General features: G+C 69.1%; 16 protein-coding genes. 7 read left to right on the forward strand and 9 right to left on the reverse strand.

Translation table 11 applies throughout. From position 1 onward, the window contains the following. The first annotated feature begins 154 nt into the window (after positions 1-154). On the forward strand, positions 155-304 hold the full coding sequence (locus ACFY07_RS13075; RefSeq protein WP_390868736.1) for a hypothetical protein: 150 nt from the start codon (positions 155-157) through the stop codon (positions 302-304). A gap of 313 nt (positions 305-617) precedes the next feature. Here ACFY07_RS13075 and ACFY07_RS13080 read toward each other — a convergent pair whose 3' ends face one another. The 9 genes from ACFY07_RS13080 to ACFY07_RS13120 form a co-directional block, all read right to left on the reverse strand. Further along, entirely contained in the window at positions 618-1,157 is a 540-nt protein-coding gene (locus ACFY07_RS13080; RefSeq protein WP_390868737.1) for a hypothetical protein, read from the reverse strand. Positions 1,158-1,180: 23 nt separating this feature from the next. Next, the gene (locus ACFY07_RS13085) at positions 1,181-2,746 is read right to left on the reverse strand and encodes a WXG100 family type VII secretion target (protein ID WP_390868738.1); all 1,566 of its coding nucleotides are present in this window, start codon (positions 2,744-2,746) and stop codon (positions 1,181-1,183) included. Positions 2,747-2,779: 33 nt separating this feature from the next. Next, the gene (locus ACFY07_RS13090; protein WP_390868739.1) at positions 2,780-3,097 is read right to left on the reverse strand and encodes a WXG100 family type VII secretion target; all 318 of its coding nucleotides are present in this window, start codon (positions 3,095-3,097) and stop codon (positions 2,780-2,782) included. A 376-nt stretch (positions 3,098-3,473) separates the two neighbouring features. Continuing rightward, positions 3,474-3,641, reverse strand: a complete 168-nt coding sequence (locus tag ACFY07_RS13095) for a hypothetical protein (RefSeq protein ID WP_390868740.1) — start codon at positions 3,639-3,641, stop codon at positions 3,474-3,476. Positions 3,642-3,770: 129 nt separating this feature from the next. Further along, positions 3,771-4,442: a hypothetical protein gene (locus ACFY07_RS13100; protein ID WP_390868741.1), complete on the reverse strand. Its 672-nt coding sequence runs from the start codon at positions 4,440-4,442 to the stop codon at positions 3,771-3,773. Between the two features lie 96 nt (positions 4,443-4,538). Next, entirely contained in the window at positions 4,539-7,799 is a 3,261-nt protein-coding gene (locus ACFY07_RS13105) for a type I restriction endonuclease subunit R (RefSeq protein ID WP_390868742.1), read from the reverse strand. Further along, the gene (locus ACFY07_RS13110; protein ID WP_390868743.1) at positions 7,796-9,001 is read right to left on the reverse strand and encodes a restriction endonuclease subunit S; all 1,206 of its coding nucleotides are present in this window, start codon (positions 8,999-9,001) and stop codon (positions 7,796-7,798) included. Before ACFY07_RS13110 ends, ACFY07_RS13105 begins: the two co-directional genes overlap by 4 nt. After that, positions 8,994-10,619: a type I restriction-modification system subunit M gene (locus ACFY07_RS13115; RefSeq protein ID WP_390868744.1), complete on the reverse strand. Its 1,626-nt coding sequence runs from the start codon at positions 10,617-10,619 to the stop codon at positions 8,994-8,996. The genes ACFY07_RS13110 and ACFY07_RS13115 overlap by 8 nt, the downstream gene beginning before the upstream one ends. Positions 10,620-10,647: 28 nt before the next feature. After that, a complete protein-coding gene (locus ACFY07_RS13120) occupies positions 10,648-12,792 on the reverse strand; it encodes a hypothetical protein (RefSeq protein WP_390868745.1) in 2,145 nt (714 codons plus the stop codon). A gap of 240 nt (positions 12,793-13,032) precedes the next feature. On the opposite strand from ACFY07_RS13120, the gene ACFY07_RS13125 reads away from it, so the two are divergent. The 6 genes from ACFY07_RS13125 (at position 13,033) to ACFY07_RS13150 (ending at position 20,550) form a co-directional block, all read left to right on the forward strand. Next, complete coding sequence (locus ACFY07_RS13125) at positions 13,033-13,635, forward strand: hypothetical protein (protein ID WP_390868917.1); 603 nt, start codon at positions 13,033-13,035, stop codon at positions 13,633-13,635. A 249-nt stretch (positions 13,636-13,884) separates the two neighbouring features. Continuing rightward, the gene (locus ACFY07_RS13130) at positions 13,885-14,514 is read left to right on the forward strand and encodes a hypothetical protein (RefSeq protein WP_390868746.1); all 630 of its coding nucleotides are present in this window, start codon (positions 13,885-13,887) and stop codon (positions 14,512-14,514) included. Between the two features lie 526 nt (positions 14,515-15,040). Then, on the forward strand, positions 15,041-17,506 hold the full coding sequence (locus tag ACFY07_RS13135; protein ID WP_390868747.1) for an AAA family ATPase: 2,466 nt from the start codon (positions 15,041-15,043) through the stop codon (positions 17,504-17,506). Beyond that, the gene (locus tag ACFY07_RS13140) at positions 17,503-17,874 is read left to right on the forward strand and encodes a hypothetical protein (protein ID WP_390868748.1); all 372 of its coding nucleotides are present in this window, start codon (positions 17,503-17,505) and stop codon (positions 17,872-17,874) included. The genes ACFY07_RS13135 and ACFY07_RS13140 overlap by 4 nt, the downstream gene beginning before the upstream one ends. A gap of 124 nt (positions 17,875-17,998) precedes the next feature. Further along, a complete protein-coding gene (locus ACFY07_RS13145; RefSeq protein ID WP_390868749.1) occupies positions 17,999-20,056 on the forward strand; it encodes a GNAT family N-acetyltransferase in 2,058 nt (685 codons plus the stop codon). Next, positions 20,053-20,550 (forward strand): ASCH domain-containing protein, encoded by a 498-nt coding sequence (locus tag ACFY07_RS13150; RefSeq protein ID WP_390868750.1) that lies wholly within the window; start codon positions 20,053-20,055, stop codon positions 20,548-20,550. Before ACFY07_RS13145 ends, ACFY07_RS13150 begins: the two co-directional genes overlap by 4 nt. The last annotated feature ends 84 nt before the right edge of the window (positions 20,551-20,634 follow it).

A 20,634-nucleotide genomic window follows, 5' to 3' on the forward strand; every position in this document is an offset into this window, starting at 1 on the left:
ATGCTCATGGGGACTCCCTGGAAGACTCGGTAGCGACGGTCCCGGTGACCGTCACGCCCTGCTTCCGCCGCCTTCGCGGACCCGGATGCACCCCGCAGCAGAAAAATTTGGCGGTAGGTCAGGGCCTACCGCTCCGTGGCTACTCCTGGACGCTATGGCGCTTTGGGTGCTGGACGTGCTGACCGAGAGGTGGGAGGAGTCGCTGGAGGAGCGCCGCCGGCTCTCACCGGGCTCGCCGGTCGCCGTGCTGGACGCGCTGCTGAAGGGGCGCGCCGGGGCCCCGGGAGACAGCCGGATTCCATGATCAGCCCCCGGGCCAGCCCCCAGCGTCCCTGAAACGAGTCAGGGCCGGTGCTCTCTCACGAGAGCACCGGCCCTGGACTGCACTTTCCTGGGTCGGGGTGGCGGGATTTGAACCCACGGCCTCTTCGTCCCGAATGAGGTAAGGCCCGCGTCCTGACCTGCGGGAATCGCGAAACCGCAGGTCAGGGCGTCGGTGTGGGTTGGTCCGGCCTGGTCTCGGGAGGAGGTTCTTCCATGATCTTCTCCCGGACTTCTCCCAAAGGGGACCGGTCCTGCCTGCGGCTCTGCGGGGGCGGACCCTGCACGTCCTGCTCTCAGCCAGGTGTGCGGCCGGCTGCAGGGGGGCCGACGCGCTTCCAGCCTTCCTGGTCGAGCCGGTCGAGGACCGCCGGATCCAGCGTGACGACCGGCTCCGACGCGACGTGGTGCTCCCACGTCCTGAACGGAACCATGGCGAGGGTGAAGTCGGCCGACCGGTTCTCGGTCCCGAAGCCCCCGCCGCGCTCGAACAGCGTGATCAGCGGCTCGAAGGGGTCGTCGAGTGCCGGAAGTTCACGCGCGTCCTGGAGGGCGGCCCAGTGCGTGGCGTGGAAGCAGCTGTTGTAGGCGAGGGGAAGGCCGACCCGGCCGTCCAGGGCTTCCTCCATGCGGGCGACGAGTTCCGGCGCCGCGCGCACCGTCGGGTCGATATGGGCGGCCAGGTCGAAGAACGGCCAGCTGTCGTCGATCCCGTACGCCTGCACCCACAGGGCCGCTCGCCGCAGGTACTCCCGCATCAGCAGCACGCGCGACCAGTCGTGGACGAACGCCGCTTCGGTGTCCGCCCACTCGATGGCGAAGAGGCGTTCGGCCATGCGCTCTGCCCTCGTACCCCGGTTCACAGTCCCAGCCCTTCCTTTGCGGCCCTGACCACCTCGTCCAGGTTGGACAGGTCGCGTTCGATCGGGACCGAAGGCCCTTCGAGCCCGTAGAACCGCCACAGCTTCAGTGAACCAGAAGGTTCGGTGCTCACACGGCCGGGATGGAAGCTGGCGGGAGCGATGTTGTGCGCGCCGAAGTGCTCCCAGCTGCGCGCAGGCCCCTCGGGACTCCATGCGTCCGGATGCGGCGAGAGGTAGGGCATGCCCGCCTCCATCAGTTTCGCCTCCACGTACTCATGAGCCATGGTCCCGCGCAGGTAGTCGACGTCCGAGCCTTTGAGCGTGCCCTTGTAGGCCTTGTCCCAGAAGGTGGCGACCTGCTCATCCGGAGTGAAGTGGATGCCCTTGATGACCTCGTCTCCGGGACCAACCGGGACGTCATGCTTGTTGATCATGAGATTCTCCTTGGCGACCTGGACGACCCGCGGATCGACGTCGATGTGGTCGGCCACCTTCTGCACGTCGTCCGTCATGCCCCGGTACTTCTGGTAGATCTCGTGCGACCTGCCGTCGGGCTTCTCGGCGTATATGAAACCGTCGCCGGCGTCATATCCGCCGAGACCGGGCCGGCCCTCCGCAGTGGCTCCTGTGTAACCCCCCTGCTTCGTCGTGGAACCTCCCGGCTCCATCGGGGCGCGTCTGCGCAGTCCTGCGGCTCCGCCGATGGCGCCGGTGGCGACGTCGAGGGGGTTGACGGTCCCGCCGTTGAGGAGGGCGTCCTGGCCAGCGCCGAGGGCGGCTCCGGTGGCCATGCGGCCGGGGAGGGTGTCCAGGCCGGTGGAGACCTTCCCCAGGGCGGTCAGGGCGGCGGAGGCGTTCTCCGCGCTCTCGGCGGCGTTGGCCACCGAGCGGGCTCCGGCGCCGAAGCCCCCGGCCAGCCCGCCGGCCAGGCCGCCGGTCTCGGCGGTGGAGAGGAGCTCGGTGCCGCTGAAGCCGCCGTCGCCGAAGGCGATGCGGACCGGCTGGGCGACGAGGGCGTCGACCGCGACGGACTCCACGGCGCCGAAGGCGGCGCCGGTCAGGGTGGTGGCGGCGATGGTGGCGACCGTCTCGGAGACGGCGACGCCCAGCGCGTCGGCGGCGGCGATGATGCCGGCGGTGGCGGCGCCCGCGGCGGCCTCGGAGATGCCGGCGGTGAAGACGGCCAGGGCGGTGCCGGCGACGAGGGTGGCGCCGACGATGGCGGCCTCCTCCTCGAGCCGGTGCACGGCCTTGTCGACCTCGTCGGCGAAGCGGTCCAGGGCCTGGGCCATCTGCCGGCAGGCGTGGGCGACGTCGGGCAGGGCGCCGCTGCCGGCGTCGTAGTAGCGGTTCCAGAAGGCGTGGAAGGCGTCGATGGCCGGCCCGTGGTTGCCGGAGACGACGCGCTGGGCGGCCTGGTTGGCGGGGGCGGTGACGTCGTCGACGGCCTCGGCCATGGCCCGCCAGGCGTCGGCGGCCTGCCGCAGGCCCCCGGAGTCGGCGTCCGGCCACCACATGCCGGTGGTCTCCCGGACGATCTTCGCCGTCGTGGACTCCCCCATGGACCGCTTCCCCCCGTGGCCGCGCGCGGCCGGTCAGTGCCTGAAGGTGCTCTTGGTGTGCCGGTCGCCGTGGACGTGGTTGTCCGTGTGGGCGGACAGTCCCTCGTGGATGCTCTCCAGGCCCTGCACCAGCACGCCGACGGCCCGGAACAGCGCGTCGCGCTGCGGGGTGTAGGCGTCGCCGAACTGCCTGCCCTGCGCGTCGGCGCCCCAGGGCGCGCCGAGTCCGTCCAGGGTCTGACGCAGCGTGCTCAGCGCCCGGTCGAGGTGCGCGCTCTCCCGCGAGAAAGCCGGCGCGGCCGCCCGGATCTCCTCCGGATGGATCGAGAAGTGATCACCCGTACCTGCCACAACGTCCCCCGAAGTACCGACAGTCGATCTGCTGATCGTACGACAGTCGCACCAACTGCGTGACTGTGGCTGGGACTGAAACATCCGGAACCCGAGGCAGGGCCATGGCGTGGGCTTCACGATCATGTCGCCGACCTGCGGCAGAGAGTCGGACCAAACGGTGGTTACGAAACCCCGGTGGAGGGCGTCCCCCCGGCGGGGCAAGTTTCAGCATCACGGGAATGAAGCTGTGTCAGTCCCGGCAGCTGTAGGTGTTGATCGATGCGGTGGGGTCTGTTCGCTGCGATCGCCGTGATGCTGTGCCAGCGCTGGTGACAGGGATGCCCAGTGCCTGGTGTCGGCGGCGCCGGGCGACCAGTGCGGGACGTGCTCGCGGTCACGCCTCGGCGCGGGCAGGACGGTAGCGCGGAGCGCGGTCGGCAGCTGGCGGATACCCGTCCGGCACCAGGTTGTCGACCGCGGTAGCGGTGGTGCGGGTGCGGGTAACGGCCAAGACCGCGACGGCGAGCAGCTTCACCGGGCGCCAGCGCATCCCGAGCGTCATGGCTCACCGCCGCGGTTTCCCTTCGCGTCCCGCCCCCGTCCCTCCCGCCGGCCGAAAAGTGCAAACGAATCAACGATCAAAAACTTCGGCTGCCGGGTCGGAAAAGGTCCATTTCGGCCGTCGCGTCAGTCAATTCTCCAGGGATTCTTCAGGGCTGTCCTTGCTTTCAACAATCACCTTGCCGCCGACAAAAGCCACTCCTAGAGCGAGTGCGACACCGGCAACGGCCAGCACCCTTTTGAGTCCCGCATCCAAGAATTGCTTGCTCTCGCTGTCCTTGCAGAACTCCATCCTTGCAAGTTCCATGAGTTGCTCGATGACGAACTTCTTGTCCTCTGGGCTCAGATAGTCCTTGTCGAGCTCGCCCCTGAGGATTTCTCTGGTTTGCTGGCAGGCTTGATAGAAATGATCCTGGCTCTGGTTGTTGCTTGAGAGCGTGGACTCATGCGCTTTCTCCACCGCACCTATGACGCCCGTGGCAAAGTCCTTGAACGTTGGGAACTGTTCAACGATCTTCAGGGCCACCTCAGTGCCCATGTCGGGCATCATTGCTGCGAACCTGATCATCTTGTCCTTGGAGAGGTGTCTCCAGGTTTCAATCCCAAGTGCCTGCTTGATCTCGTCTTCACTCTTGTAGCGCATGCCGTAGCTCCGCCCGCTGCCATGTCCTGTTTCCCGAAAACCTGGCGATGATCCTCGCCGGTCACCTCGAATGCGCAAAATCCGTCGCAGTCCACGCTCGCGATTGCCGACCGGCGGATCTTTCGCAGTGCTGAGATATTCCGGCACTCCACGCGACACCTCATCCCCCTTCCCCTGCTGCTGGCCGACTCATGTCAGGGAAACTCTCGTGGCAGACTTCTCATGACTTGCGTTCTGGATCCAGCTCCGGGTGCGTCAGTCCCCCGGAATACCGGTCTTGGACCACTCGTTGGCGAAGTGCTCCATCTGCTTGAGGACCAGGTTGATGGCCTCGGGGGCCTGGTCCGGCGGGTAGTTGCGGCGGGCCAGGAGACGTTTGATGGCGCTGCGCAGGCGGGCGCGGACCGGCTCGCGGGCGATCCAGTCCGGCTTGAGCTTGCTGCGGACCTCGGCGACCAGCTCGCGGGCGATGCCGGCCAGCACCTCGTCGCCCATGACCGAGCGCGCTGTGCCGTGGTCGGCGACCGCGTCGTAGAAGGCGAGCTCCCGCCAGTCCAGCGGCGGGTGGAACTTCTCGCCACGGCGGGCGTCGTCCATCACTTCCTTCGCCATCTCGACGAGCTTCGCGATGAGTTCCGCGCTGGTGTACTGCTGTCGCATGTACCGGACCATGAGGTCCTGCAGCCGCTCGGAGAAGGTCGTCCGGCGGACGACGTTGTGTCGGGTCACCTCGCGCATCTTCTGCTCGATGAGCCGCCGCAGGGCCTCCGCCGCCAGGTGCGGGGTCTCGCTGTTCTGCAGCTGGTCGACGAGGGCGTCGTTGAGGTGGGTGAGGTCGGCGGTCTCCAGGCCGGCCTCGGCGAAGAGGTCCGTCACGCCGCCGGTCTCGATGACGGACGAGGTCAGCTGGGCGAGGTACAGCTCCACGTCGCGGGCGACGGGCAGGCCGCGGGCCTCGCGGTCCATCGCGTCGAGCTTCGCCATGTAGGCGCGGACCTCGACGAAGAACTGGATGTCGCGCCGCCAGGCCGGGTGGTCGGGGAAGCGTTCGCCGATGTTCCTGGCGCTGGCGGACAGCGCGTAGAACCGCTCCAGGCGGTGGGCGTGGTCGCGGAACCGGCGGCCGAGGGTCTGGTGGGGGTCGTCGAGCTTGTCCGGGTTGTTGCCTGGGGTACGCGGGTCGCGCAGGTAGTTGGCGGTCTTCAGCGCGGCGTCGATGAACGCCGTCCTGGTCGGCCGGCCGAGCAGGCCGCGCCAGTCGAAGCCGCGCAGGATGTCGGTGAGGATGTCGTACTCGTTGCGCAGTTCGTCCAGGGCCCGGTCGAGGTCCTGGCCGAGGGTGCGGTCCTGCTGGTCTGCGGCGGTGTACTCGGCGATCGCCTTCTGCAGGTTCTCGGTGAGGGGCGCGTAGCCGACGAGGAGGCCGTCCTCCTTGCCGCGGAAGCGGCGGTTGACCCGGGCCAGGGCCTGCATCAGATTGGCGCCCTTGAGCGGCCGGTCCAGGTACATGGTGTGGACCGGCGGGGCGTCGAAGCCGGTCAGGAGCATGTTGTTGACGATGAGCAGCTCGAGCTGGTCGTCGGGGTCCTTGGCGCGGTTGATGACCGACTTGCGCTGGCTGTCGCGCAGGGCGTGGGCGCGCAGGTGGTCGGGGTCCTTGCGGGAGTCCGAGGAGAAGACGATCTTCATGGCGCCCTTGTCGACCTCGTCGCTGTGCCACTCGGGCCGCAGCTCGCGCAGGGCGTCGTAGACGCGGACGCAGATGTCGCGGGTGGCGCAGACGACCATCGCCTTGCTGGGAGCGCCGCCCACCTCCGAGACGCCGACGAAGGGCTGCATCCGCTCGCGCCGGGCCTCCCAGTGCTCCACCAGGTCGCGGGCGAGATCCCTTATCCGGGCGGGCGCACCGTACATGGCGTTCATCGTGGCGACGGCCTGCTCGACGCGGCGGCGCTCGGTGTCGTCCAGGCCGTCGGTGATCTGGTCGGCCTGCTCGTCAATCTTCGTCGGGTCGACGTCTTGGTCCAGGACCAGCTGGATGACACGGCCCTCGTGGAAGACCTTGACCGTCGCCCCGTCGTCGGCGGCGCGCTTGAGGTCGTAGACGTCGATGTAGTCCCCGAAGACCTCGCGGGTGTTGCGGTCGGCCTCGGAGATCGGGGTACCGGTGAAGGCGAGCAGTGTGGCGTGCGGGAGGGCGTCGCGCAGGTGGCGGGCGTAGCCGTCGAGGGAGTCGTAGTGGCTGCGGTGCGCCTCGTCGACGACGACCACGATGTTGCGGCGGTCGGAGAGGAGCGGGTGGTCGGCGCCGGACTCCTTCTCCTCCTTGGTCCTGCCGAACTTCTGCAGGGTGGTGAAGAGGATGCCGCCCGTGCGCTTGGCGGCCAGTTCCGCGCGCAGCTCGGCCCGGGTGAGGACCTGGCGGGGCGCCTCCGGGAGGATCTCGCTCTCCAGGAAGGTGGAGTACAGCTGGTCGTCGAGGTCCGTACGGTCGGTGATGACGACGACGGTGGGGTTGAGCAGCGCCGGGTCGCGCATCACCATCGTCGTGGTGAGGACCATCTCCTCGGACTTGCCCGAGCCCTGCGTGTGCCAGACGACGCCGGCCCGTCCGTCGGTCGCGGCTGCCTCGCGGACGGCGTCCGCGGCGCGGGTCACCGCGTGGTACTGGTGCGGCTTGGCGATGCGCTTCATCCGCTTCGACGGGACGAAGTTGACGAAGGACTGGAGGAGGGAGAGGAAGCGGGGGTGGTTGAACAGGCCGTGCAGCGCCAGGTTCTGGCCGGTCTCCGCCATCCCGTCGGCGTCGAGCGCGTCGACGCGGGCCCCGAACTCGTCCGTGTTCCACGGCGCGAAGTGCTCGTACGGGGTGAACGGCGTGCCGTACTTCGCCGTGATGCCGTCGGAGAGCAGGACGACGGCGTTGTAGCGGAATGCGGTCGGGAACTCCTCGACGTAGCGGCTGACCTGGGAGTGCGCGTCCTTGAGCGTGGCGTCCTCATTGCCGGCGCGCTTGAGCTCCAGGACGGCTAGGGGGAGGCCGTTGACGTAGAAGACGACGTCGAAGCGGCGGTTCTTCTCCCCGTCGATGACGGTGACCTGGTTGAGGGCCCGGTAGATGTTCGCGTCCGGGTCGGTCAGGTCGACGAGGCGGATGGTGGGGTTGTGCTCGGCACCGAAGGCGTCGGTGTACGAGACGGAGCGGATGCCGGCCGTCAGGTACGCGTGGGCGGTGCGGTTCTCCTCGTACGTGTCCTGGGAGGCCGGCGTCGCCGCGACCGAGATAGCGTCGCGGACGGCGTCCGGGGGGAGGGTGGGGTTGAGCCGCTCGATAGCCTCGCGCAGGTCGGGGTAGAGGACCAGGTCGTCCCAGGACTTGCGGTGACCGGAGCCGGGTGCGAACGCGTTACCGGACGCGGGCTCCCAGGCCAGCTCGCCGAGCTCGTCGAGGGCCAGCAGCTCCCAGTCGGCCTCCAGGGGGCGGTGGTGCTCTCTGCCGTTGTCGTCGTGCGTCATGTGTGGTCCTCGACGATCTTCTCGGCGTCTTTGACGCGGAGCCGGCCGGACATGAGCTGAGGGAGGAGGGTGTCGCGGAGGGTTGCGAGGGTACGGGACTCCCCGGCAGCGGCTACCAGACGTTGGCGTAGGGGTTCGGCAGCCGACTCAAAGGTGGCAGTGGCGGCTTCACTGGGGATTTGGACCGTAAGCGCCGACAGGTCACTCTTGTTAAGATGGGCGACGGTCGTCCCAGTCTTATAGTTTTCAACTTTTGCCAATGGCTGCCGGAGTGCCTCCCGCGCCAGGGCGGGGCCACCTCCCACACGGGGTTTCGCGTGGAGAACTCGTTGATTCAGCAGCGCCGGAGCACCCAGCCAAAAAGACGGCCTGAACTCCGCGTCCATACCTGCCACCACCTCGCCTGGGGCAACAACGAGCTCTTTTTCTAGTCTCTCTGTTGTCCAAACCTGCGGCCTGTATGTCTTCAGGTCGCGGATCCGAATAAGAGGACGACCGGTGCCTTCTTCCGTAAATTCGGATGATGCGAATGGCGCCCCGAACGTAACCTGGAGGGCTTGCAGAAGGGGCGCTTCCTGCGCTCCTTCGTCACGTTGGGCGGCGATATACAGGACACGAATCAGCTCGTCTGCCGTGGCCGCGATGTGCTCGTTGATGGCGATCTTGTTATCCAGCGACCCGAGCACTTCAACTACGGACCGTTGCTCAGATAGAGTGGGGTGAGGAACTTTGAGATTTCGAATCGACGTAAGTGGAGTTGAGATTCCTGGCACCCCGACCGTAGAGGCATGCGCCAGGATCGAATGCTGACCTTTCGGGGACTGAAACCAGTAGTAGTAAAACTCTGGAATCGCCTTCTTTTCGTCGAGTCGGGTCTTGACCTGGCTAGACCCAATCACATACCGATCAAATCGGGGGATGCGCGGAACCATTGAGACCTGCCCGATGGTTCCGCGATGCGTGAAGATCAGATCACCCGGCTTCACGTTGGCGGGTGAGATTTCATTCGCCTTCTCGGCTGTGACGAAAACAAAGTCGTCATCCACGAAAATTCCTCGCGCGAGATTGATGCCACGAATTACTGGAACTCCGGAATTTACGTAATTTTCCTTTGTGATTTTCGATCCAAATGGCCCCATTGAGAATGAAGATTTTTCATTGGATGCAAGGGAGGAGTAGCTCACAAATTCCCACTCAGACATCGACCCTACCCAGCTGCTCTCGAACCGTATTCTCCAGCTCCGTTGACCGCTTGAACAGCCCATACAGCTCCCCCGTCAGCGCGGTGATTTGCTCCGCCACTGCCTCCGCGTCCTCTTCCTCCGCTGCCACGGCACCCACGTACCGCCCCGGCGTCAGCACGTACCCGTGCTCTCGCACCGTCTCCAGGTCGGCCGAAAAGCAGAAGCCCGGCTCGTCCTCGTACGTCAGTCCCTCCTCGCGCGCCGAGGCCGTGCCGCGCCACGCGTGGTAGGTGCCGGCGATCTTCGCGAGTTCGGCCTTCGTCAGGATGCGCTCGGTCCGGTCGACCATCTCGCCCATCGCCCGGGCGTCGATGAAGAGGATCTCGCCACGCCGGTCGTCCAGCCGCCGTGCGCCCTGCGGGGACTTGTCCTTGGACAGGAACCACAGGCAGGCCGGGATCTGGGTCGTCCGGAAGAGCTGGGACGGCAGCGCGACCATGCACGCCACGAGGTCGGCCTCGACCAGAGCCTGCCGGATATCTCCTTGTCCGCCCTGCTCATCGGTCAGTGAACCGTTGGCTAGGACGATGCCGGCCGTGCCCCGCTCGCCCAGCTTGGAGACCATGTGCTGGAGCCAGGCGTAGTTGGCGTTGTTGCGCGGCGGGACGCCGTACTTCCACCGGGAGTCGTTCTCGTCCCGCGCCCAGTCCTTGATGTTGAACGGCGGGTTGGCCATCACGAAGTCGGCCTTGAGGTCCGGGTGCTTGTCGTCGGCGAAGGTGTCGCCCCAGCGCGGGGCGAGGTTGCCGTCGATGCCGTGGATGGCGAGGTTCATCTTGCCCAGGCGCCAGGTGCGCTCGTTGAGCTCCTGGCCGTAGACGGAGATGTCGGCCTTGTGGCTCCGGCCCCGATGCGCCTCGATGAACTTCGCCGCCTGGACGAACATGCCGCCCGAGCCGCACGCCGGGTCGTACACCCGCCCCTGGTAGGGCTCCAGGATCTCCACGATCAGCTGGACGACGGACTGGGGCGTGTAGAACTCGCCGCCCCGCTTGCCCTCCGCCCGTGCGAAGTTGCCGAGGAAGTACTCGTACACCTCTCCCAGCACGTCCTGCGCGGGCTTGTCCTCGGTGCCGCCGAAGCGGGCGTCGCTGATGAGGTCGACGAGTTCGGCCAGGCGCTTCTGGTCGACGTTGTCGCGGTTGAAGATCTTCGGCAGGACGCCGGTCAGCGCGGCGTTCTCCCGCATCACCGCGTCCATCGCGTCGTCGAGGAGCTTGCCGACGCCCTGGCTCTTGGCGTTGGCGGCGATCCAGGACCAGCGGGCGGTCTCCGGCACCCAGAAGACGTGGGCGCCGGTGTACTCGTCGCGGTCCTCCAGGAAGTCGCCGATCTGGTCCTCGGACATGCCGTCCTCGGCCAGCTCCTTCGTCAGTTCGGCGCGGCGCTCGTCGAAGGCGTCGGAGACGTACTTGAGAAAGATCAGGCCGAGGACGAACTCCTTGTACTGCGCGGCGTCGATGGAGCCGCGCAGCTTGTCCGCGGCCTTCCACAGGATCGCCTGGATCTCCCTGGCGGTGGAGGCGCTGAACAGCTGCGCCTGCTCCGCGGGCTTCTTCGTACGGGTGGTGGCCATCGGGCAGACCGTCTCCTTCGGTGGATGCTCAGTGGTCGGTTCCGGGGAGGTGCTGGATCGTCAGGGTGCCGTCGGTGACACCGGCGGCGGTGATGCGGGCCAGGTCGTCGAGGGCGGCGCACTGCTCCCGCAGGAGGGCCGTACGGCCCTCGACCTCGGCGAGGAGCGCGTCGAAACGCTCGGCCTCAGCCCGTCCCAGGTCGGGGACGAGGAGGTCCTCGATCGACCGGGAGGCCCGTACGGCTCCGCTGGTCCGCGCGTGCTCGGCGGCCGCCGCCCGCAGCAGGGCGGCCAGGACCCGGGGTCGTACCGGCGGATCGGCGTCCGGGTGGACCCGCAGGATGCGGGCCGGGGCGGCGACGACGGACACCCCGACCTCGTCGAGGTACACGCCGAAGCGTGGGTTCGCGGTGACGACGAGGTCGTCGCGTTCGGTGAACTGGGCGTGCTCATACGCGGTGAGGAGTAAACCCCGGTCGATGCGGCGGCCGCCGACGCGCGCGGTGCCCAGGATCTCGTCCGGCGTGAGCACGGGGTGGTGCCCCTCGGCCGTGATGTGCTCCGCCGCGATGCGGTGGCCGGGGCGGCGGCGCAGCCGGCGCTCCTCGAGCAGCCGGTTGACGGTGGTGTACCGGACCGGCTGCTGTCCCTCGGAGCGCGGGACGACCTGGAGGCCCAGCGCCGCGCGCAGGTCGGCCGAGTGGCGCGCGGATTGCCCGTGCAGCTCCGTCAGACGCTGCTCCAAGACGCTGATGCGGCCGGGGCGATCGAGGACGTCCCGTGTGTAGCGGGCCTCGGCCGGCCGGTGCCGCGGCACGAAGGCGGAGCCGGGCCGGTCGTCGAGTTCCTTGGCGGTGACGATCACGGCGTGGCGCGGCTGGTGCCGGCGGTCACCCTGCCAGCCGGAGGCGCGCCAGATGGCGATGTCCTCGGCGAGGGCGTCGAGGACCGGCTCGGTGAGCGGCTGCGCGGACAGGTCGGCGAGCAGGACGCGGCCGGTACGGTCCTCCTCCGCCGTACGGACCAGCACCCACACGGCTGTGCGGTGGCCGGGGCGGTAGGGGAGGACCCCGTCGGGAAGGCTGATCGCTGCCTTGAGCAGGCCCGCGTGGAGGAAGGACCGGCGCAGCCGATCGGCCTCGTCGTACCGGGGCAGGGGGCGTACGAGCACGTCGGCGGGGCCGAGGACGATGGCCGTGCAGCCGGTGCCCAGGTAGTTGGTGAGCTCCTGCACCCGCTGCAGGACGGCCTGTGGGCGGCGGGTCTCCGCCGCCTCGTACGGCAGGACGCACGCGAGCAGGTCGGGGTCGCCCCACTCGTCGACGGAGAGCTCCTCGCCCTCGGTGACGTCGAGGTGGAACTCGTACACCCCGCGTACCAGCATCCGCCGGCGCACGAGGCGGACCCGGGCCGGATCGGGATCGCAGGCGAGGTAGGTGTGCCCGGATCCCTCGGGGGCCAGGGCGTGCAGGGCGGCGAGGAGGCCGCCGGTCCGTGCGCACGGGGTGGCGACCACGGACTCCTCGTGGAGGGCCTCGATGCCGGACACGGCTGCCAGGGCGCGGACGACGGCGGGGGCGGGTTCGTCGGCGGCCTGGCCGGGGGAGCCGAGCCGGCCGCGCACCTCTAGGACCCAGTCGAAGGCCTCGGCGGGGGTGTAGGCGGCCTCGGTCAGTTCGTCGGCCAGGGCGGCCAGTGCGGGGCCGGTGCGGTCGGGGGCGGGCACGGCGTGCAGTTCGGAGAGGAGGAAGAGGTCCTCGGGGTCCAGGTCGGCGGCGCGGCTCAGAAGCGCCTCCCAGCTCTGGTCCGCGACGGCGGAGTCGAGCTGCTGGCGCAGGCAGAGGAGCGCGGTCAGCGCCCCCACCAGCACGGACGCGGAAAGGCCGCCCGTCCGCCAGGCGGCGAGGGTGTGCAGGGCCAGTTCGGCGCTCAGCCGGCGGGGGTCGGCGTTGCCGTGGCCCGTCGTCGTCAGCCAGTCCACCACGGCCCGGGCGTCGAACAGGGGGCGTCCGTCCTCGTGGGCGACGGGCGCGGGGAAGTCCGGGTGCCTTCGGCTCCAGGTGGTGGCGACGGGGCGCTGCACCTGTGCGAGGGCGGCGATTTCCGCGTAGGTGATCCGCCAGGCCGGCGTCTCGGGCAGGATGAGCGGTACTGTTCCGCGCGTCGTGGGCACGGTCACCTCCCCTTCCGAGCCGGGTCTCCCGGTCCGCCGCGACCCGGGCGGGACGCCGGGTCTTCAACAGGTGCCAGAACCCTACAGCGGCCCCTGTCCTCCGGGTTCGGAACAGCTGATAACCCGGGTTACCGCGCAATCACGCCTCTGAACGCTTGAACTCGCTGCACTCTGGGCGCCGCCGGCACACCACAGCGTGTGCACACCGAGCGACGATCCGGAGGTCCCGCTGTGACCAGTATGTTTCCGCACCCGCCCGGCCCCCAGCAGCCCTTCGAGCCCGGCCGCGCCCCCGTTCAGGGCGCCGTGCCCCCGCCGATGCCGCCCGTCCCCGCGCAGCCGGACCTCGGAAACGGGGCGTCCCGCCGCAGGGCCTGGATGACCCACGGTGCGACGGCGTTCGCCGCGCTGGTCGTCGGGGCCATGATCGGAGGCGGCGGGGGGAGCACCGATCCGGCCGGCTCCCCCCGGCCCGCGCCGGCCGCCACCGTCACCGAGACCGCCGCCGCGGCGCCGGTACCGGCCGCGACCGTCACCGTGAAGGCCACGCAGAAGGTCACCGTCACGCCGAAGCCGACCAGGAAGCCCGGCCTGCCCAGCACCATCGACGGGGACGGCCAGTACCTGGCCGGCGAGGACATCCAGCCCGGCACTTACAAGACGGCCGGGCCCGGCGACGGCAGCTCCGGCTTCGGCTGCTACTGGGCCCGGCTCAAGAACACCTCCGGCGAGCTCGGCGCCATCATCGCCAACGACAACATCACCGGGCAGTCGCGTGTGACGGTCCGCAAGGGCGAGTACTTCGAGACCAAGGGCTGCCGGGCCTGGGAGAAGGTCGGCTGACGCGGCCTGGAGCCGCCGGCGTCCTCCGGCCCTGCGACATGGGCCTGCCGCGCTTCCCTGTCGCCCGGTGGTCCGGTCCTTCTCCCTTCAGCTCTTCGTCCCGGGCTTGTGTCTTTCGGCCCGGACCCAGTGCACGACCGGGCACTGCTGCCCCGGGCCGTCCGCGGTACCGCATACAGCGCCAGCAGTTCGCAGCCGTGTGACCGCCACCCGCCATACCCCCTTCACTTCACGAGAGGAAAGGCCGCGATGTCCGAGCCCGAGCAGTTCCTGGGTGCTCACGCCCCGGCGGAGGCCGTCGAGTCCGCCACGCGGGTGCCCGTGCCCCCCGCTCCTGCGACCGCGCTGGCGGAGGAGCCGGCAACGACCGGGCCGAGCCCTTCCCTCCGATCGCGGTTGCCGCAGGGCGTGATCCTGGCCCTGGGCGTCGGTATCGGAGCCGCGGCGGTCGGAGCCTGCTGGCTTTCCTTCTCCCTCCTCGGCGGTGACGAGGGCAAGAAGGCCGGCGGCAGCCCGTCCGCCACTGCCACGGCGGAGAGGACGCAGGCGCCGGAGCCGTTCGGCACGGACGGCACGATCACCCTCACCGAGGTCGGTGCCGGGCTCGAGGACGGGGCACTGTGCTCCGGAACGGGCGGCTACTCCGACATCAACCTCGGTACCCAGGTGAACATCTCCGACGCGGCGGGAACCCTGGTCGCCAGCGGCTCCCTCGGTCCCGGCGAGAAGGCCGAGACGGGCTGCACGTTCTCGTTCACGGTCGGGGACATCACGCCGGGTTCGAAGTTCTACACCGTCGCGGTGGGCCACCGCGGCGGCCTCACCGAGACCGAGGACGAGCTGCGGGCGGGCGGGCTCGAGTTCACGCTCGGCGGTTGACCCGCAGCGGGAGGGGAGGCGCTCGACGATGCGCGTACGGCGTGTACGACTCACCGGTGGCGGACCGGTCTGGGATGAGCGCACTCCCCGCCCCCGTGGTGTGCCGCGGGCCCGGCGTGGGGGATCACCGCAGACGGACCTGCTCATGGCGCTGGAGGACACCCTGCGCGCCACCGCGGACGCCCTGAAGCAGAACCGTCGACGCGAGGCGAAGGAGCTGCACCGTAGGGCGTTCCGGCTCGTGCAACGACTGCCGAGCCCCATGACCAGACGCCACCGGCTCGTTCTGGACGAGCTGACGCGGCGGCTCTGGCCCCCTCGCGTATGAGCGCCCAAAGCAGCCAACTTCTTTGCTCTATAGAACAGTTGATAACTCGGGTTACCAGTTTGTGAACTGCTTTGATGCCTTCACGGTCCCTAGGGTTCCGTCTCATCGGCAGGCGCCGCAGAGGACCCCCTTCCTCAATCGCACGCCCTGTCCCATCCCCCTCCCCGCATTCCCCAACCGGCCTTCGGGAGGCACCTCATGAACGAGACGGAACAGTCCGAGCAGAACGTGCAGCACTCCGCCCGTCCCACTTCTCCGCCCGTGGTCGACCGGCCCCTGCCTGTCGCCGGGCTGGTCGCGTCCCGCTTGGCGGAGTCGGCGCTGGTCGAGCCGGTGAAGGTCATTCTCAAGGAGGCTCTGGATGCCGGCGACGCCCAGGCGGCGACCTCGACCGCCCGGATCTATCTCGACTCCGTCGCCGTCGCCGGCTTCCGCGGCATCGGCCCCCGTGCATGGCTGAACCTCAGCCCCCGGCCCGGGGTGACCCTCGTCGTGGGGCGCAACGGCTCCGGCAAGTCCAGCATCGCCGAGGCCATCGAGACCGCCTTCACCGGTACGAACATGCGGTGGCACGGGCAGGATGCGACGCGCAGCAGCAACTGGCGGAACCTCCACGACGGCACGAAGCCGAAGATCGAGGTCAAGCTCGCCGTTGAGGGGGACGCGGGCGCGAGCACGCTCACCCGCACCTGGAAGGGCACGGGCGTTGGCGATTCCGAGGGCGAACTCAAGCGGCCCGGGCACGCTCCCGTCCACCTCGACCAGGTTGACTGGAAGCAGGCCCTGGCGGATTACCGGCCCTTCCTGTCGTACGTCGACCTCGACCGCATGATCAGCGGCAAGCCCTCCCAGATGTACGACGCCATCGCCACGATCCTCGGCCTGGGCCATCTGAGCGGCGCAGATGACCGGCTCCGGAGAGAGGAGAAGGCGCTCGACGACGCGGTGAAGGCGGCGAAGGACGAGGTGCCGGGGATCAAGGAGGCCCTGTACGAGCTGGAGGACGACGACCGCGCGGTCCAGGCACTGCTGGCCGTCGACGTTCAGGGGAGGCCGGACTTCGAGGCCGTCGAGGCGCTGGTGGCAGGCCTGCCCGCCGGCGCCGACGACGGCCTGCTCGCCGAGCTGCGCGCCGTGGTCGACCTGCGGGGCCCGGACCCGGCGCAGGTCGGTGCGGCAGTGAGCCGGCTGCGCGAGGCACTCGCCGTCGTCGAAGACGTGCGCGGGACCGGAGCCGAGATGGCCCGTCAGCGTGCCGATCTTCTTGAGCGTGCCCTGGCCCATAGCGACCGGCACCCCGACGAGGAGTCCTGTCCGGTCTGTGGGGCCGAACGGGTCCTGGACGCTGCGTGGGCCGCAAGTGCCACCGAGCAGATCGCCGTCCTGCGCCAGGAGGCGGAGGCTGCGCAGGACGCTCACCGCGAACTGCATTCTGCCACCAGGGCCGTGCAGGACCTTGCACAGATGCCGCCCCAGCGGATCCCGGCGGCTCTGGCCGATCCGTGGAGTGCTTGGACCGCATGCCGGACGGTCAGCGACCCCCGTGAACTCGCCCGGCGCGCCGAGGAGACCGCTGCCACTCTGGCCGACGCCTGCGCCATGGTCGGGAGGAGCGCCGCCCAGGAGCTGGAGAGGCGGGACGAGCGCTGGTGCAGGCTCGCCACCCGGTTGGCCGGCTGGGCTGAAAGGGCTCGTGCCGCCGATGAGGGCAAGCTCCGGTTGGGTCACATCAGGAAGGCCCGCACCTGGATCAAGACGCTCTCCACTGAGCTGCGCGAACAGCGTATGGAGGGATTCGCCGAGCACTCGCAGCGGATCTGGGAGAAGCTCCGCCAGGAGAGCGACATCGACCTGAAGGCCGTGAGCCTCAGGGGGGCTGAGAAGGCCACTGTCCGCAAGCTCGTCATGGACGTCTCCGTCGACGGCGAGGACGCCTCGGCGCTCAGCGTCATGAGCCAGGGCGAGCAGCACTCCCTCGCACTGTCGCTGTTCCTGCCCCGGGCGGCCACCGCCGACAGCCCGTTCGGCTTCATCGTCATCGACGACCCCGTGCAGTCCATGGACCCGGCCAAGGTCCACGGACTCGCCCAGGTCCTGCACGAGCTCGGGGAGCATCGGCAGGTCGTCGTGTTCACCCATGACACCCGGCTCCAGCGGGCTTTCACCAGCCAGGAGCTTCCGGTGTCCGTGTTCGAGGTCGAGCGGGGCACGGCGTCCAGGGTCAAGGTGAAGGCGGTCACCGACCCGGTCGCGCAGGCACTCGCCGACGCGCGGGCCATCGCCGGCACCCCGGACCTGCCCCCGGCGGCTCGGACGCACGTGCTGCCCAGCCTGTGCCGGATCGCCCTGGAGAACGCCTTCCTCGATGCCGCCTGGATCCGGCACCACCGCTCCGGCGGTTCCGAGCACGAGCTGCAGGCCGCTGTCGGCGACGCCGACAAGCTCATGAAGGTGGCGGCGCTGGCGCTGTTCGGCGATGTCAAGCGCATCAACGACGTCGTGCCGGAGCTGTCCGCCCGCCACGGGGCGCGCGTCTCCGCCCTCGTCAGGCAGTGCCAGAGCGGTGCCCACCCCCAGGGCGCCCGGATCACCGACCCCCACGGCTTCGTGAACGATGTCGAAGCCCTCGCGCAGAAGGTGCGCAAGCCGGCGGTGACCGCATGAGGAACGCCTCCCCGGCTTCTGCCGAAGATCTCCTGCTGACGGCCGACCGGCTCCTCACCTCCCGTCTCGGTGCCACGGGCACCGGCCGCCGCCGCGGTGCCTCCCTCGCTCTGCGAACCGCCCTGGAGATCACCGTCGACCATGTGCTGGAGGGTGTCGTGCCGGGACTCTCCCGCACCACCGCACGAGCCAAGATGCTCTGCCTCCGCTGCTACATCGCAGCGGAGACCGCACGCCGGGCCAATGCCGTCTGGTCGCACCTCTGCCTGGGGTGCCACTACCACCAGTACGAGATCGGCCCCTCGCACGACCAGGTCCGCACGTGGCGGGCGGAGGTCGGAGAACTGGTCCGGCTGCTGGCCAGTTGACCACTCCCGGTGGAAGACCACCGGACATTTCCGGTCGGTGACGACCTCAGTTCCTGCCAACCCGGTAGTGGACACCGCATGAAAGCGGAGACTGGCGGTCGACCAGTCTTCTGGAGGGGGAGAGATGGCGATCCGGATCCTGCCTGTATCCGAGGCGCAGACCGAGCTGATCGGTGCAACCGTCGCACTGGGGGACCGCTACACCAGGACGCTGGGGCTTCTGACGCCTCCGGCGTACCGAAAGGCGGCGGAGGACGGCGGCCTCCTGGCCGCCGTCGATGGTGATGAGGTGGTCGGTTACGCACTCTTCGGGCTTCCCAAGCGGATTCCGCATGTGCGGCTGGCCCACCTGTGCGTGGCCGAGGAGCGCCGCGGGGAAGGCGTGGCGCGACTGCTCGTGGAGGCGATCCGCGAACGACACGCGCAGCGGCTCGGGATCAAGGTGAAGTGCCGGCGGGATTACGGGCTCAGCGGCATGTGGTCGAAGCTGGGCTTCGTACCGCGTGGTGAGGCACAGGGACGTGGGCGCGACGGGGAGACGCTGGACGGCTGGTGGCTGAACCACGGACATCCGGATCTGTTCTCCGAGCTGGAGAGCGATGCGCTGCTGTCCGTGGTCATCGACCACGGCGTGTTCGCCGACCTGCGGGGGCTGAACCCCGCCGACGGTGCAGCGGAGTCGCAGGCGCTCGAAGCGGGCTGGTTGGCCGACATGGTCGAGCTCGCCTTCACTCCGCGGTTGCTTCACGACGTCCGGGAGATCGAAGACACCGCAGAGCGCAGGCACCAGCGGTCGGCGCTGCATGGGCTGCGCCAGGTCACCCCCGACCAGAGGGCAGTGGAGGAGCGGCGCACCGGACTGCTGCAGACGGCTCGGAAGGCCCTCCGCGATCTGCCTGAGGACTCCGTCCTGGACCGACGTCTGCGGTACGTGGCCGAGACGTCGTGTGCCGGACTGCAGGTGCTGGCCACACGGGATCCGCTGCTGCTCGGACTGGCGGATGTCGCCTGGGAGGTCGCGGATGTCCGGGTGGTGTCGCCGTCGGTGGTGGCGCTGCACGTGGACGAACTACGGCAGGCCCAGGTGTACCGGCCGGCCGACCTCATGGGCACCACGTTCAGAACGGGAGAGGTGGTACGTGGCGCGGAGGGCGAGCTGGTCGCGTTCTTCGACCAGTCGAGCAGTGACAACGGCTCGGCGTTCGCCCGGCGGCTGAGGGCCCTGGCTGAGGATGCGGTGGCGTGGCGGCGGGAGCTGTTGCGCGACGACCAGGGGCACCCGGTGGCCCTCTACGCGTGGGCGATGGACGGGGGGACGCTGACGGTGCCTGTGCTGCGGACTGCCGCCCATCCCCTGGAGGAGACGCTGGCCAGGCATCTGCTGTTCTCGCTCAAGCGCCTCGGCCGCGAGCACGGTGCCAGGGCGGTGCGCATCACGGATGCCAACCCGTCCCCGGCCGCACGCACTGCTGCAGGAGACGACGGCTTCTTCGAGTACGACAACGGACTGGCCGCCCTGCTGGTTGACGTCTGCGGGACTGCTCGGGCAGTCGGGCAGGCGGTCGGTGATGCGGCCCGCGAAGTGGGAAGGGACGCGGCCGAGCTTCCCGCGGGCCTGTCGGCTGAGGTGGCCGGTGTGGTGGAGCGCGCGTGGTGGCCGGCGAAGGTCATGGACTCCTTGATGCCGTCCTTCGTGGTCCCGATCGAGCCCCGCTGGTCCACGGAACTGTTCAACCTCCCCGCGACGCTGCTGCCGCGCAGCAACGAGCTGGGGATCAGCCGTGAGCTCGTCTACTACCGCTCGTCCGGACACCGGAACGAAAGCGTCCCGGCCCGCCTCCTGTGGTACGTCAGCGAGGGGCAGCCCGGCCAGGAAGGTCAGATGGCGATCGGCTGCTCTCGGCTGGAGGAGGTGGTGATCGACACACCGGACGCCCTCTTCTCCAGATTCGAACACTTGGGCGTGTATGGTCGGGCGGAGATCAAGTCGACTGCTGGGGTGTCCGGCAATGTCATGGCTCTGAGGTTCTCGGACACCGAGCTCTTCCCGGAACCGGTGACGCTGCGGCGTTTCCGCGCGCTGGCGAATGAGCTGGGGCTACCGTTGTCCCTGATGCAGCTGACGAAGATCAGCAGCGAGCTGTTCCAGGCGGTCTACCAAGAGGGGCACCGGAGGACGTGAACGAGTCGGCGCGCGCGATGCTGCTGTCCGTCCACCCGCGGTTCGCCACCGCGATCCTGGCAGGCAGCAAGACGGTGGAGGTGCGCCGTCAGCGCGTCGCCGCACCGCCCGGTACGCCGGTCGTGCTCTACGCCACGGCGCCCACCATGGCCCTGGTGGGCACCGCACGCATCGCCGCGGTTCAGGTCGGCTCCCCCCGGGAGGTCTGGTCGGCCCATTGCGACCGCACCGGGATCAGCCGGCACGAGTTCGACGACTACATGAGCGGGGCCACCCAGGCCAGTGGGCTCACCCTAGAGGAACCGGTTCCCTTCGAGGAGCCGGTTCCACTCAGTGCCCTGCGCGCGGCCGGGACGTTCCACCCGCCGCAGAGCTACCGGTACATCAGCGGCGACGCCCTGCGGCAGGTAGCGGAAGCATCCCCGGCCGCGGGTTCGGCATTGCGCAGTGTGCTGATGGATCCTGCGGCCGAGTCAACGGATGCGAAGCCGTAACAGGAGTGCCGACCGCGCCGGTACGGCCGGTTGTGACCGGGGCCGGCCAGCAGGGTGGGTAGGTAGGCCTGGCTTTCTGAGTCC

This window comes from Streptomyces sp. NPDC001380 (assembly GCF_042895785.1).
Taxonomy (GTDB): domain Bacteria; phylum Actinomycetota; class Actinomycetes; order Streptomycetales; family Streptomycetaceae; genus Peterkaempfera.